The organism is Duganella sp. LjRoot269 (assembly GCF_964254095.1).
GTDB classification, from domain to species: Bacteria; Pseudomonadota; Gammaproteobacteria; order Burkholderiales; family Burkholderiaceae_D; genus Rugamonas; species Rugamonas hordei.
Genome location: NZ_CAXUSL020000001.1, coordinates 6,108,580 through 6,122,478, shown reverse-complemented (window position 1 = coordinate 6,122,478; position 13,899 = coordinate 6,108,580). Strand labels below are relative to the sequence as shown.

15 protein-coding genes are annotated in these 13,899 nt (G+C 61.9%); 8 read left to right on the top strand and 7 right to left on the bottom strand.

The annotated features are described in order from the left end of the window. Positions 1-52: 52 nt before the first annotated feature. The 3 genes from ACSQ3S_RS27430 to ACSQ3S_RS27420 all read right to left on the bottom strand — a co-directional run bounded on the left by ACSQ3S_RS27430 (position 53) and on the right by ACSQ3S_RS27420 (position 3,308). Positions 53-1,858: a GspE/PulE family protein gene (locus ACSQ3S_RS27430; protein WP_436144335.1), complete on the bottom strand. Its 1,806-nt coding sequence runs from the start codon at positions 1,856-1,858 to the stop codon at positions 53-55. 24 nt (positions 1,859-1,882) lie between these two features. Continuing rightward, entirely contained in the window at positions 1,883-2,671 is a 789-nt protein-coding gene (locus tag ACSQ3S_RS27425) for a spermidine synthase (RefSeq protein ID WP_176652833.1), read from the bottom strand. A 118-nt stretch (positions 2,672-2,789) separates the two neighbouring features. Next, positions 2,790-3,308 carry a glycine zipper 2TM domain-containing protein gene (locus ACSQ3S_RS27420; RefSeq protein WP_176652834.1) on the bottom strand — a complete coding sequence of 173 codons (519 nt, stop codon included), beginning with the start codon at positions 3,306-3,308 and terminating at the stop codon, positions 2,790-2,792. Between the two features lie 436 nt (positions 3,309-3,744). On the opposite strand from ACSQ3S_RS27420, the gene ACSQ3S_RS27415 reads away from it, so the two are divergent. The 6 genes from ACSQ3S_RS27415 (at position 3,745) to ACSQ3S_RS27390 (ending at position 9,566) form a co-directional block, all read left to right on the top strand. After that, on the top strand, positions 3,745-4,143 hold the full coding sequence (locus tag ACSQ3S_RS27415) for a barstar family protein (protein ID WP_176652835.1): 399 nt from the start codon (positions 3,745-3,747) through the stop codon (positions 4,141-4,143). 123 nt (positions 4,144-4,266) lie between these two features. Beyond that, a complete protein-coding gene (purN, locus tag ACSQ3S_RS27410) occupies positions 4,267-4,878 on the top strand; it encodes a phosphoribosylglycinamide formyltransferase (RefSeq protein ID WP_176652836.1) in 612 nt (203 codons plus the stop codon). An 18-nt stretch (positions 4,879-4,896) separates the two neighbouring features. Continuing rightward, positions 4,897-6,201, top strand: coding sequence for an RsmB/NOP family class I SAM-dependent RNA methyltransferase (locus tag ACSQ3S_RS27405; RefSeq protein WP_436144334.1), 1,305 nt, complete (start codon positions 4,897-4,899; stop codon positions 6,199-6,201). A gap of 98 nt (positions 6,202-6,299) precedes the next feature. Then, positions 6,300-7,637, top strand: a complete 1,338-nt coding sequence (locus ACSQ3S_RS27400; RefSeq protein WP_176652838.1) for a mechanosensitive ion channel domain-containing protein — start codon at positions 6,300-6,302, stop codon at positions 7,635-7,637. 150 nt (positions 7,638-7,787) lie between these two features. Then, positions 7,788-8,990, top strand: coding sequence for a DesA family fatty acid desaturase (locus ACSQ3S_RS27395; RefSeq protein ID WP_176652839.1), 1,203 nt, complete (start codon positions 7,788-7,790; stop codon positions 8,988-8,990). A 72-nt stretch (positions 8,991-9,062) separates the two neighbouring features. Then, positions 9,063-9,566, top strand: coding sequence for a hypothetical protein (locus ACSQ3S_RS27390; protein WP_353403270.1), 504 nt, complete (start codon positions 9,063-9,065; stop codon positions 9,564-9,566). A gap of 150 nt (positions 9,567-9,716) precedes the next feature. Here the strand turns inward: ACSQ3S_RS27390 and rpmG are convergent, their stop codons facing one another. The 4 genes from rpmG to ACSQ3S_RS27370 all read right to left on the bottom strand — a co-directional run bounded on the left by rpmG (position 9,717) and on the right by ACSQ3S_RS27370 (position 12,198). Next, complete coding sequence (gene rpmG / locus ACSQ3S_RS27385) at positions 9,717-9,884, bottom strand: 50S ribosomal protein L33 (RefSeq protein WP_008451489.1); 168 nt, start codon at positions 9,882-9,884, stop codon at positions 9,717-9,719. Between the two features lie 13 nt (positions 9,885-9,897). Beyond that, entirely contained in the window at positions 9,898-10,134 is a 237-nt protein-coding gene (gene rpmB / locus ACSQ3S_RS27380; RefSeq protein ID WP_008451488.1) for a 50S ribosomal protein L28, read from the bottom strand. Between the two features lie 173 nt (positions 10,135-10,307). Next, positions 10,308-10,982, bottom strand: coding sequence for a RadC family protein (gene radC / locus ACSQ3S_RS27375; protein ID WP_413448444.1), 675 nt, complete (start codon positions 10,980-10,982; stop codon positions 10,308-10,310). Between the two features lie 64 nt (positions 10,983-11,046). Continuing rightward, entirely contained in the window at positions 11,047-12,198 is a 1,152-nt protein-coding gene (locus ACSQ3S_RS27370) for a heparan-alpha-glucosaminide N-acetyltransferase domain-containing protein (protein WP_436144333.1), read from the bottom strand. Between the two features lie 153 nt (positions 12,199-12,351). Between ACSQ3S_RS27370 and ACSQ3S_RS27365 the strand changes: the two genes are divergently transcribed. Both ACSQ3S_RS27365 and ispH read left to right on the top strand, forming a co-directional pair. Next, on the top strand, positions 12,352-12,807 hold the full coding sequence (locus tag ACSQ3S_RS27365) for an FKBP-type peptidyl-prolyl cis-trans isomerase (protein WP_176654100.1): 456 nt from the start codon (positions 12,352-12,354) through the stop codon (positions 12,805-12,807). 7 nt (positions 12,808-12,814) lie between these two features. Then, positions 12,815-13,777, top strand: a complete 963-nt coding sequence (gene ispH / locus ACSQ3S_RS27360; protein WP_176654101.1) for a 4-hydroxy-3-methylbut-2-enyl diphosphate reductase — start codon at positions 12,815-12,817, stop codon at positions 13,775-13,777. Positions 13,778-13,899: the final 122 nt, after the last annotated feature.

The following is a 13,899-nucleotide window of genomic DNA, read 5'->3' as shown; positions in this document are numbered from 1 at the left end:
GAAACTGCAAAGGGTTTTGTGAAAACAATTTAGCCCTTTCCCGGCGTTGTTTTTATTTCATCCCCAGCGCCGCCGTCACCTTCAGCACTTCGTCGGCCGTGGTCACGCCTTCCTGGATCTTCATCGCGCCGGCGATGCGCAGCGGCTTCATGCCGTCGGCCGTGCTTTGGCGGCGCAGCGCCTGGATGTCGGTTTCCTCGCGCACCATGTCGCTGAAGCCTTCGGTCACCGTCAGCAGCTCGTAGATGCCGGTGCGGCCGCGGTAGCCGGTCTGGCGGCACTCGGGGCAGCCCACCGCGCGGTAGATCTTGTCCGGCTTGGGCAGATTCCAGGCGCCGCCCAGGCTGTGCCAGATATCGTCGCTCAGCTCGCCGTCGTCCTTCTTGCACTCGGTGCACAAGGTGCGCACCAGCCGCTGCGCCATGATGCCGATCAGCGTGGCCTCCAGCAGGTAGTAGGGCACGCCCAGCTCCAGCAGCCGCATCACGGCCGACGGCGCGTCGTTGGTGTGCAGGGTCGACAGCACCAGGTGGCCGGTCAGCGCGGCCTGGATCGCCATCTCGGCGGTGGCCAGGTCGCGGATCTCGCCGACCATGATGATGTCCGGGTCCTGCCGCATCAGCGCGCGCACGCCGTCGGCAAACGACAGCTCGATGCCCGGCTGCACCTGCATCTGGTTGAAGGCTGGCTCCACCATCTCGATCGGGTCTTCCACCGTGCAGACGTTGACTTCCGACGTGGCCAGCGCCTTCAGCGTGGTGTACAAGGTGGTGGTCTTGCCGGAGCCGGTCGGCCCGGTCACCAGGATGATGCCGTGCGGACGGCTGGTCAGCGCGTCCCAGCGCTCGGCGTCGTCGGCGGGGAAGCCCAGCTCCGGCAGCGTCTTGACCACCACGTCCGGATCGAAGATGCGCATCACCAGCTTTTCGCCGAAGGCGGTCGGCAGGGTCGACAGGCGCAGCTCGATTTCCTGGCCGCCGGCGGTGCGGGTCTTGATGCGGCCGTCCTGCGGGCGGCGCTTCTCGATCACGTCCATGCGGCCCAAGAGCTTGATGCGCGCGGTCATCGCGATCATCACCACCGCCGGCACCTGGTACACCTGGTGCAGCACGCCGTCGATGCGGAAGCGGATCGCCGCCATGTCGCGCTTGGGTTCGAGGTGGATGTCGGAGGCGCGCTGCTCGAACGCGTACTGCCACAGCCAGTCGACGATGTTGATCACGTGCTGGTCGTTGGCGTCGACCTGCTTGTTGGTCTTGCCCATCTCGACCAGCTGCTCGAAGTTGTTGCGCAGCGCGAGGTCGTTGCTGTTGGACTTGTTGGCCTTCTTGATCGACTTGGCCAGGCTGAAGAACTGCGTGATGTATTGCGCGATGTCGAGCGGGTTGGCGATCACGCGGAGTATCGTGCGGCGCGAGATCTTGGCGATCTCCGCCTCCCATTCCACCGCGTACGGATCGGCGGTGGCCACCACCAGCGTGTCGCCGCTGATTTCCAGCGGCAGGATGTTGAAGCGCGCCGCGTAGTTGGCCGACATCACGTCGGCCACGCGGGTGAAATCGATCTTCAGCGGGTCGATGCGGGTGAAGGCCAGGCCGGAACGCGCCGCCAGCCATTCGCACAGCGCGTCCAGGGTCAGCAGCCGGTGCGGCGGCTGCGCCGACAGCAGCTTGGCATGCGCGACCGCGCACAGCGGATGCATGTGGCCCACGGTGTTCTTCAGGATGCCCTGGCTTTGCGCGTACAGCTCCTTGACTTCGGCCTTGCGTATCATGCCGTCGGCCAGCAGCCAGGTGTAGATTTGCTGCAGATCCAGCGGCGCTGGTTTCGGCGTGGGTTGTGCGGACGTTGCGGACATCGTGGAAGCCACTTTCAAAAGTCGTTACAGCGACGTGATACCCGCTGTTATACCCTTCACCCAGCTCTTGGCCGGCAGCTTGGTCTCGGCGACGATCTGCGCGGCGCGCCCGGCCAGTGCCTCCAGGTCGATCGCGCGCTTGCGCCGGAAGGCGATCGCGACCACGTTACCATCATGTACCTGCGGCAGGCAAATGACTTGCTCGAAAGCGAACTTGATGGCCTTGATGTTGCGCGCATAGCTGGGATGGTCGCCGAACAGGTTCACCGTCATGATGCCGTCGTCGGTCAGGCAGGCGTTGCAGGACTGGTAGAACTCGGCGCTGTCGAGCACCGGGCCGCGCGCGGTGGCGTCGTACAGGTCGACCTGCAGCACGTCCAGCGTGCCGGCGTTGGCTTCATCATTGACGAAATCGAGCGCGTCCATTTCCACCACGCGCAAACGGGCGTCGTTCGGCGGCAGCTTGAACATCGACTCGCAGATGGCGATCACCGACGGGTTCAGCTCCACCGCCGTCACGGCGGCCTCGGGGAAGGTGACGTAGCAGTACTTGGTCAGCGTGGCCGTGCCCAGCCCCAGCTGGGCGATGTGGGCCGGCTTTTGCCGCCACAGCATCCACGTCATCATCTGCTGCGCGTATTCCAGCTCCGGCCAGTTCGGCTTGCGGATGCGCATCGCGCCCTGCACCCACTCCGTGCCGAAATGCAGATAGCGCACGCCGTCCTGCTCCGACAACGTCACCGGCGCGTACTTGGGCTTGCGGGCCGGGCGGGAGGATTCTTCTTGTTCGATGGATTTTCGTTTGATCAGCATGGGGAAGGTAAAACAGGGGGTGAACGGTCATTATCCCGCGTTGCCTTACTCTAAGGCAAGCCGGAAAACAACAATGCCGGTCGCGGGACCGGCATTGCTGGGGGAGGGCTGAAGCGGATTAACGCTGCATCGGCTCGACGACCACGCGCAGGCGCACGCGCTCGCCCGGATCGTAGGACATCACGCTGGTGTAGTTGCGGCCGCGGTAGTCGTAGGTGACTTCATAGCCGGAGGTGCGCGATTCCCAGTGATCGACGGTGCGGCACTGCTTCACTTGCTGTTCCTGCACGCCGCCGCCGTTCGGGGTGTTGGCATTGTCGATGCGGTCGCCTGCGACCGCGCCGGCGATGGCGCCGGCAGCGGTGGCGACCGAGCGGCCGGTGCCGCCGCCGACCTGGTTACCGGCCAGGCCGCCGATCAGGCCGCCGATGATGGCGCCGCCCACGCCGCGCTGCGGCGCCGGCTGCTGGACCTGGACGACTTCGGTGCGGCACTCCTGGCGCGGACGGTTGATCTGTTCCACTTGCGGGGTGACGCGAACCACGCGGCCGAAATCTTCAAAATCGGCTGCTTGAGCGGCGAAAGGCAGGGAGCCTGCGCAAAGTACGGATGCGATCAGTTTGGCTTGCAAGTTCATTTGAGACCTCGTTTCAGTTGGATGTCTTATCAGGGATTCTGATATTGCATGCTTAGTATGGTAATCCCGCCAAGAGCCCTTAACCAGCCCTGAACAGGTATCTGTGGCAACAAATTGTAACAGCGGACACGACGACCCGTCGCCGCCTCTGCAGAGCGAACTGTGCCGATTTAGCCCCTAAAACACTTACAAAATGTTCTGTTTTTAACAAATATTGCGTGAGGCATCACATTCGTGTTGATCTGGAAGGAACAACACGTTACCCTAATATGCGTATGGGATTCGAGAAACACGTTGAATCAGCCACGGCCGACGCAGACCAGTTTGCCGTGTTAAGTGGACAGGTGCTCAAATTATTTATTCATTAATTCACAAGATAGGCACTCTCGACAGTAAAGTGGACACACCGTACATGCCAGGTCAAATTGAGGGAACCATGAGTTTGCTAATGACCGTGCCGCCCAACCTCGTGCAGTCGATCCGCGCCTTCCGCGTGGCCGAGCTGCAGGAGGAAGCGGCCCGCCTGGGGCAGCACTTCCTGTACGCGCACTGCATCGCCGGCGCGACCAAGCAGCAGGTCCTGGGCATCATTGCGGAATCGTTCCTGTTTCCCAAGGGTATAGGCAAGAATTTCGATGGGTTGCGGACAACCTTGACCGAAACCATGGCCAACGCCGGTCCCCAGGAAGGTTTCCTGGTGGTGCTCGAGCAATTGCCGAATACTCAAAAATTTGACAAGGAAGCAAGGGAAACCTTGCTGGACGTCTTCCGCGACGCTGCCGACTACTGGGCCGACAAAAAAGTTCCGTTCCGGGTGTTTTACTCCTTCGAGTAAGCCGGAGGCCTTCCCGCGTCTGCGTGGAAGCGGGTCCGGTGCGGCCCACGGCGTCCTGCTGCATTGCAACAATCCTTGTTCATTTGTAGTCCCGCCCGCATGAACAAGGTACAATGTCGGCCTATGAAAAACATCGTCATTCTTATTTCCGGTCGTGGCAGTAACATGGAAGCGGTAGTCCGCGCGGCGCAAGCCGAGCAGTGGCCGGCCCGTATTGCCGCCATCATCAGCAACCGCGCCGACGCTCCGGGCCTGGCTTTCGCTGCTGAACACGGAATCGAGACGGCTATTGTTGCCAATAAAGACTATGCCAGCCGCGCCGATTTCGACGCCGCCCTGCAAACCGTGATCGACGGCTTCCAGCCCGATCTGGTGGTGCTGGCAGGTTTCATGCGGATTTTGACGGAGCAGTTTGTCGCGCACTATGCCGGCCGCATGCTCAACATCCATCCATCGCTGCTGCCGCTGTTCCCCGGCCTGGCGACACACGCGCAGGCGCTGGCCGCCGGCGTCAAGGAGCATGGTGCGACGGTGCATTTCGTGACGGCCGAACTCGATCACGGGCCGATGGTGGTGCAAGCCGCCGTGCCCGTGCTGCCCGACGATACGGTTGAAACCTTGTCCGCCCGCGTGCTGCAGCAGGAGCACGTCATCTACCCGCGCGCGATCCGCTGGTTTGTCGAGGGCAGGTTGACGATAGCGCAGGGCGAGGTCCACGTGGACCACACACAGTAAAACTAACCAAGGATTTTCATGAGATTGCCACCAGCGATACTCGCCAACGCCGAAGAAGTGTTGCGCGAGATTTTGCGCTTTGCCGCGCCTGCCGATACCACCCTGTCGCGCTATTTTAAAGACCACCCGCGCCTGGGCGGCCGGGAACGCGGCGCCATCGCCGAGTGCATCTACAACGTATTGCGCAGCAAATCGTTTTATACCGATTTCTCCGAAGCGGGCGGCGGCGCCACCATGCGCCGCCTGACCCTGCTGGGCATGGCGGACGCGGTCGGCGTCGAGGCGCTGGGCGGCCTGACCGAGGAGGAAGTGACGTGGGTCGAGCGCATCCTGCAGATCGACCGCAAGGTGATGCACAAGTCGAGCCGCTCGAACATGCCGAAGTGGCTGTTCGACAAGCTGGTCGAGCAGATGGGCGAGGAAGAGACCCTGCTGCTGGCCGACGGCATGAACGCGCCGGCGCCGCTGGACCTGCGCGTCAACGCGATGAAGGCGACCCGCGACGAAGTGGCCGCCAAGCTGGCCGAAGCGCCTATCCGCAGCACGCCGACGCCGTTCGCGCCGCTGGGCCTGCGCGTGCTGCAAAAGCCGGCGCTGCAGAACCTGCCGCTGTTCAAGGAAGGCCATATCGAGGTGCAGGACGAGGGCAGCCAGATCCTGTCGGCCATCGTCGGCGCCAAGCGCGGCGAGATGGTGGTGGACTTCTGCGCCGGCGCCGGCGGCAAGACGCTGGCGCTGGGCGCGACCATGCGCAACACCGGCCGCCTGTACGCGTTCGACGTGTCCGAGAAGCGCCTGGCCAAGCTCAAGCCGCGGCTGGCGCGCAGCGGCCTGTCCAATGTGCATCCGGTGCAGATCGCGCACGAGCGCGACGCCAAGATCAAGCGCCTGGCCGGCAAGATCGACCGCGTGCTGGTCGACGCGCCATGCTCGGGCCTGGGTACCCTGCGCCGCAATCCGGACGTCAAGTGGCGCCAGCAGCCAAGCGCGATCGGCGAGCTGCAGGTCAAGCAGGCCGCGATCCTGGCCGGCGCCGCCCGTTTGCTGAAGGGCGGTGGCCGTCTGGTCTACGCCACCTGCAGCTTCCTGGACGACGAGAACGAATTCATCGCCAAGCAGTTCCTGGAAACCCATGCGGACTTCGAGCTGGTGCCGATGAGCAAGGTGCTGGCCGAGCAGAAGATCGAGCTGGACATGGGCGACTACCTGAAACTGCTGCCGCACAAGCACCAGACCGACGGCTTCTTCGCCGCCGTGTTCGAGCGCAAGCCGATGGCCAAGAAGGTCGTCGTCAAGGACGAGGACGAAGCCGTCGAGGAATAATCCTTCCCGGAACGCATCGCAAAGGCCGGCTGGTGTCTCCACCTACCGGCCTTTTTTACGCTAATCTACGCATCTCAGCCACTCAGCCCGTCCCTACGATGAATCAACAGCCACTGCTCAACCTGATCGACGACCTCACCGGCGATATCAACGATCCCAGCCTGCTGTGGCAGCTTGGCGCCATCGTCGCCGCCGTGGTGCTGGGTTTCGGGCTGGCGCGGCTGCTGAAGAAACGCTTCGGCCGCCAGGACACGCACGGCACCATGATGCGTTTCGGCGTCGAGAGCTTCGGCCGCGTGATGGCGCCGCTGGCCGTGGTCGGCCTGCTGGCGCTGGCGCGCGTGGTGCTGGTCAAGTACCACTTCCACGTCAACCTGATCAAGGTGGCGTTGCCCATCTTCGGCTCGCTGGCGGTGATACGCTTCACCTTCTACCTGCTGCGCCGCGTGTTCGCGCGCCATGGCCAGGTCAGCGCCACCATGCTGGCCTTCGAGAAGGTGTTCCAGCTGCTGGTGTGGCTGGCGTTCGTGCTGTACATCACCGGCTTGTGGGTCGACGTGTTCGAGTACCTCGACGGCACCATCCTCCCCATCGGTAAATACAAGGTGTCGATCGCCGACATCCTGCAGGCGACCATTTCGGTGATCGTGCTGCTGATGCTGGCGCTGTGGGCCGGCGCCGCGCTGGAAGAGCAGCTGATGAAGGTGCAGGGCATGCACACCAACCTGCGGGTGGTGGTGTCGCGCACGGCGCGCGCGGTGCTGATCCTGGTGGCCGTGCTGATGAGCCTGTCGCTGGTGGGCATCGACCTGACCGTGCTGTCGGTGTTCGGCGGCGCGCTGGGCGTCGGCCTGGGTCTGGGCTTGCAGAAAATCGCCAGCAACTACGTGTCCGGTTTCGTCATCCTGCTGGACCGCAGCCTGACCATCGGCGACATGATCACCGTCGACAAGTACAGCGGCCGTGTGACGCAGATCAATACCCGTTACACCGTGCTGCAAGGCCTGGACGGCATGGAATCGATCGTGCCGAACGAGATGCTGGTGTCGGGCGCGGTGCAGAACTCGTCGCTGTCGAGCAGCATGCTGAACATCTCGACCAAGGTGTCGGTGGCCTACGACACCGACGTCGACATGGTGCTCAAGCTGCTGGAAGAAGCCGCGCTGACGGTGGAGCGGGTGCTGAAGGAAGACAAGCTGCCGTCGGCGCAGCTGCTGAGCTTTGGCGCGGACGGGCTGGACCTGCAGGTCAATTTCTGGATCAATGATCCGCACAACGGCCGCGGCGGCGTGATCTCGGACGTCAACCGGGCGATCTGGCGTGCGCTCAAGGCCAACGACATCTCGGTGCCGTTCCCGCAGAGGGAAATGCGCATCCTCGGCCCCGTGCCGGAGCAATTGTTGCCGCAGGAAAGCACGCCCGTGCCGAAGGAATAGGCAGTTACCAGAGGAAATCCTTCCGCAAATCACCCCCAAATCAGCGTACAATAACGTCCAAAAGTAACAGCGACGGACTTCCTGCGCCTGTCAAAAGCGCAACATTGATGGAACCACCGCGACGCGAGACACGCCCTCTTTGGAGTAGTAATGACTTTTAGTTTAAATGCAGTACTGGATTTTTTGTCTAACGGCGTCACCCGACTCACCGCATGGCAAGTGTTTTTCTATACGCTGGCCGTCACCCACATCACCATCGCCAGCGTGACGATTTACCTGCACCGCCACCAGGCGCACCGTGCGCTGGAGCTGCACGCCATCCCCAGCCACTTCTTCCGCTTCTGGCTGTGGCTGACCACCGGCCAGGTGACCAAGGAATGGGCCTCGATCCACCGCAAGCACCACGCCAAGTGCGACACCGAGGAAGATCCGCACAGTCCGGTGACCCGCGGTATCAAGAAAGTGTTCTGGGAAGGCGCCGAGCTGTACCGCGCCGAGTCGAAAAACCTGGAAACCATGGAAAAATATGGACATGGCACGCCTGACGACTGGATCGAGCGCAATGTGTACACCCGCTTCAGCTGGCAGGGCGTGGCGGCGCTGCTGGTGGTCAACTTCATGCTGTTCGGCGTCATCGGCATCACCGTGTGGGCGGTGCAGATGATGTGGATCCCGGTGACGGCCGCCGGCATCATCAACGGCATCGGCCACTACTGGGGCTACCGCAACTATGACTGCGCGGACGCGGCGACCAACATCATCCCGTTCGGGCTGCTGATCGGCGGCGAAGAACTGCACAACAATCATCACACCTTTGCCACCTCGGCCAAGCTGTCGTCGAAATGGTACGAGTTCGATATCGGCTGGGGCTACATCCGCGGCCTGGAAATGCTGGGCCTGGCCAAGGTCAAGAAGCGCGCGCCGGCGCCGAAGTTCGCCAAAGACAAGGTGGAAGCCGACTTCGACACGCTGCAGTCGGTGATCGCCAACCGCTACGACGTGATGGCCAAGTACGCCAAATCGGTCAAGCATGCCTGGAAAGAAGAGCTGGAACACCTGAAGGACAAGGCCCAGCTGGAATCGCGCTTCCTGAAATCGTCGCGCAAGCTGCTGCAGCGCGAGCCGGGCAAGCTGGAAGCGCCGCAGCAACAGCAACTGGTTGAGCTGTTCCAGCACAGCAAGGCGCTGGAAACCATGCACAATATGCGCGTGGAGCTGGGCGTGATCTGGGAACGTTCGCACTTCACCCGCGACCAGCTGCTGCACAAGCTGCAGGACTGGTGCAACCGCGCGGAAGCGTCGGGCATCAAGTCGCTGCAGGACTTCTCGCTGCGCCTGCGTAGCTACGCTTAAGCAAGTATTGATACAATAAAACGGCCCCGGGGTGATGAACCTCCGGGGCCGTTTTTCATTTTCGGGAACCTTATGAAAGCTCATTTGATGGCCTTGGCGCTGGCACTGCCGTTGTGCGGTGCCCATGCCGCCGGCTGGACCGTGCGTTTCGACGGCGCCGGCCCGCTGAGGATCGGCATGCGTTTCGACACCGTCAACAAGGTGCTGGGCGAGCACATGGAGCGCACGCCGAAAGAGCTGCGCGGCAACGCCAACTGCTTTCAGCTGGAGCCAGCCCACCAGCCGGGCCTGCTGCTGATGTTTGTCGACGACGTGCTGAAGCGGGTCGACGTGATGGAAGAGGGCATCCAGTCCGAACGCGGCATCGGCCTGGGCGACCCGGTCGAGAAGATCCGGCGCGGCTACGGCGAAGCGGTAGTGACGACGCCACAAGCCTACGACGACAGCGAACAGACGCTGACCATCAAGGCAGGCGGCGGCCAGTACGCGATCCGCTTCGACACCAGCAAAGGCAAGGTCGGCGCCATCTACGCCGGCGCCTGGAAGGAAGTGCAATACATCGAAGGCTGCCTGTAAGCAAATCCGGGGTCAGATCCGACATTCGGACACGAGCTCTGCTGTAGCAGCCGCTACAGCAGAGCTCGTGTCCGAATGTCGGATCTGACCCCGGATAAAAAAAGCCGCTGAGCGTGAGCTGAGCGGCTTTTTTTGAGAACGAAGATCGGATTACTTGATCTTGGTTTCTTTGAACATGACGTGCTTGCGAGCTTTAGGATCGAACTTCATGATCTCCATTTTCGCAGGGGTCGTACGCTTGTTCTTGGTGGTGGTGTAGAAGAAACCCGTACCTGCGGTCGATTCCAGTTTGATTTTGTCGCGGCCAGTTTTTGCCATGGTAGCTCCCTAATTAGACTTTTTCGCCACGGGCGCGCATGTCGGCCAGTACGGCATCGATGCCGACTTTGTCGATTACGCGCAGACCAGCGTTGGACAGACGCAGGGAGACCCAGCGGTTTTCAGATTCAACAAAAATACGACGGTTCTGCAGGTTAGGCAGGAAACGACGTTTGGTTTTGTTGTTTGCGTGGGAAACATTGTTGCCGACCATCGGCTTCTTCCCAGTAACTTGGCAAACACGTGCCATAACGCACTCCTTAAAAGACATTCCACAATTGGAAAAACAAGAGTATATCCAAAAAACTCAGCTTTTTCAATGACTTGTGAAAAACAATTGTGTCTTAGAAATATAAATAAATTTAACAATTGTGAATTCCAGGTGTTTACACTCGGTAAACCCTTGAGCCGACAGGGGTAAACTCACAGCTGCCCATGCTCGGCAAACGAGTGGACCCGGTGCCCGGCAACCACGAAATGGTCGAGGATGCGGATGTCGACCAGTGCCAGGGCTTGCACCAGCGCCCTTGTCAGCACCAGGTCGGACTCGCTAGGATCGGGCGTGCCCGACGGGTGGTTGTGCGCCAGCATGACGCTGGCCGCGTTGCAGTCCAGCGCCGCCTTGACCACCTCGCGCGGATACACGCTGGTATGGGTCAAGGTGCCGCGAAACATTTCCCGGGACGCGATCAGGCGGTTTTTCACATCGAGGAACAGCACATAGAAGGCTTCGAAGGTCTTGCCATGGAAGATGATGCGCAGGTAATCCTTCACCGCGTGCGGCGAGCCCAGGGTTTGGCCGGACTTCATTTCCTCCAGGATCGCCCGCCGTGCCAGCTCCATCACCGCCTGCAGCTGGGCGAACTTGGCCGGGCCCAGCCCGTTGATCGCGGAAAACTCCGCCAGGCTGGCGCCGAACAGTCCCTGCAGCGAGCCAAAATGGTGCACCATGTCCTGCCCCAGCTGCACGGCGTCCTTGCCGCGCACGCCGACGCGCAGGAACACCGCCAGCAATTCGGCGTCCGACAGCGCCGGCGCGCCGTCCCGTATCAGGCGCTCGCGCGGGCGGCGCTCCAGCGGCCAGTCGTTGATGGGCATCGATCTCTCCGTATGTCGGTGTATCGCATGCTTATTATCGACGCGCCGTCGGGGGCGGTACTGATCAAAGCCTGAAGAACAGCTTTCTGCGGTAGAGCAGCAACAGCGCCGTACCCAGCACGACCACCAGGCCCGCCGAGTAGGTGACGGAGGCAACACGCGCATCCGCGATCGCGTTGCCGAGTTCTTGCGCCAGTCGGTCGTGCCAGCTCCGCGGATTGGCCGCTCCGAACGGCAGCTGGAGCACGCAATCCATCAAGCTGATGCCGATGAAGGCCAGCGTGGCGTTGGCGCCAAACGCCAGGACCGGAGTTGGCCGGGCGCGCTCGGGCAGGGACTTCAGCAGTAAAAGCGCGAGCAGGGAAAATCCGGACGACAGCAAGGCGAAGCTTGGCGTCCAGATCTTCTTGACCACTGGAAGCACCGGATCGAGCGCGAAACCCAGTGCCAGCAGCGCCGCGCCAGCCAGGCCCAGCTTGAGCCAGCGCCCGTCCGCGGCGTCGCCGTCCCGGTGCAGGACCAGACCGGCGGCCAATCCCACCAACACGTTGATCAGCGCTCCGGCTGTGGACAGCAAGCCTTCGGGCTCGTAGGTCACCCGGCCGTCCGTGGTGCCGTAAGGCCAGAAGTGCTGGACACCCAGCACCGCGCGGTCGATAACCGTCGGCAGCGAATGGACGGAGTCGAAGCAGCCGCGTCCGCACTCCGGCGCATCCCACGCCAGCAGCAGGGCCGCATAGGCGAGCCCCAGCGCCACGGCCGTGCCGATCACGCGGCCCAGCGGCAGCAGGTACCCTTGCGCCGATAGCCGGCCTAGCGCCAGCACCATCGTTCCGGCGATGAAATAGCAGATGCCGATGCGCTGCAGTATGCCGAGGAGGCGCACGTGCGCGAAGTCGAAATAGGGCAGCAGATTAAGCAGCAGGCCGAGCGCGAACAATGCCGCGGAGCGACGCGCCAGATACAGCATGACTTCGGCGGCGGGCCGCTCACCGGCCCGCTTGAGCAGGGAAAAGGGCATGGCCGCGCCGACGCAAAATAAAAACGAGGGGAAAATCATGTCGGCCAGGGCATAACCGCGCCAGTCGGCATGCGTCAGCACGCGAAAGCGATGCTCCCAGTCGCCGGCATAGGCCACCAGTATCATGCCGATCACCGCCAGTCCGCGCAGCAAATCTATCGCCGCGATGCGGCCGGTTCGGGAAACCTCTTGCATGGAACACGCTCTCCTTTTTGAGATGAGATCGTTTCCAATATGCCGTTGAAAACGTTTTCAGTCAATCGGCATATGATAAGCGGCATGCCGGCAGGGCGCGAAGGGCAAGGTGGCTTACAATAGAGCCTTTGCCAGCTTACCGAACCCCAAGTCATGTCTAACGCGCAACCTGCTGTCGTCACCAAATCGGCTTATCTCACCCTGCATTATCGTCTCGCCTCGCTGGACGGTACGGATATCGTCACTACCTTCAGCGGCAATCCGGCCACGCTGATGCTGGGCCAGGGCCAGTTGGCGCCGGTGCTGGAAGAATTGCTGATCGGCATGCCTGAAGGCACGCACAAGACCTTCGACCTGGAACCGGGCATCGGCTTCGGTCCGCGCAATCCTGAACTGGTGCGCGAAGTCACGCGCGCCACGCTGGACGAGAACTCGGTGCCGGGCGCCGACTATAAAGTAGGCGACCTGGTCGACTTCGCCGCGCCGGGCGGCGGCCGCTTTGCCGGCATCCTGCGCGAGCTGGGCGACGAAACCTGTCTGTTCGACTTCAATCACCCGCTGGCCGGCCAGCCGCTGAAATTCGAAGTCAAACTGATCTCCGTGCTGTGAGGAACTGATGAGCGATAAAGAAATCCTGTTGGCCCAGCCGCGCGGCTTTTGCGCCGGCGTCGACCGCGCCATTGAAATCGTCGAGCGCGCGCTGCAGCAGTTCGGCGCGCCGATTTATGTGCGCCATGAAATCGTCCACAACGCCTACGTGGTGGACGACCTGCGCAACAAGGGCGCCATCTTCATCGAAGAACTGGACGACGTACCGGCCGGCAATACGCTGGTGTTTTCAGCCCACGGGGTGTCCAAGGCGGTGCGCGCGGAAGCCGAGTCGCGCGGACTGAGCATTTTCGACGCTACCTGCCCGCTGGTCACCAAGGTCCACGTCGAAGTGGCCAAGATGCGCAAGCAGGGTTGTGAGATCGTCATGATCGGCCACGACGGCCATCCGGAAGTAGAAGGCACGATGGGCCAGACGGAAGAGGGCATGTACCTGGTCGAAACGGTGGCCGACGTGGCCACCCTGAACGTTGCCAAACCCGACCAGCTGGCCTACGTTTCCCAGACAACGTTGTCGGTAGACGACACCGCCGACATCATCGCGGCGCTGAAGGCGAAATATCCGGCGATTATCGAGCCGAAAAAAGGCGACATCTGCTACGCCACCACCAACCGCCAGGAAGCCGTCAAGTTCATGGCGCCGCAGGTGGAACTGGTGATCGTGGTCGGCAGCCCGAACAGTTCGAATTCCAACCGCCTGCGCGAAGTGGCGGAAAAGAAGGGCACGCCCGCCTACATGGTCGACAACGCCACGCTGATCGACCCGCTCTGGCTGGAAGGCAAGCAGCGCATCGGTGTCACCGCTGGTGCGTCGGCGCCGGAGGTGCTGGTGCAAGCCGTCATCGACCGCCTCAAAGAGCTGGGCGCGCGCAGCGTGCGCACCCTGGACGGCGTGGAAGAATCGGTCACTTTCCCGCTGCCCAAGGGATTGGACGGCCCAAAAGCTGGACCAGCCGGGGGCGTGGTTTAACGACTTTTTGAATAAACGGAATTTAATTCAGCACCTATCGCGTTATTCCGCAGTTCGTTTTCCGAAATTCTCGCTATCATTGCCTCGCTCTAAAAAAGTTGTCGTTTAGGCTTATATGTTTA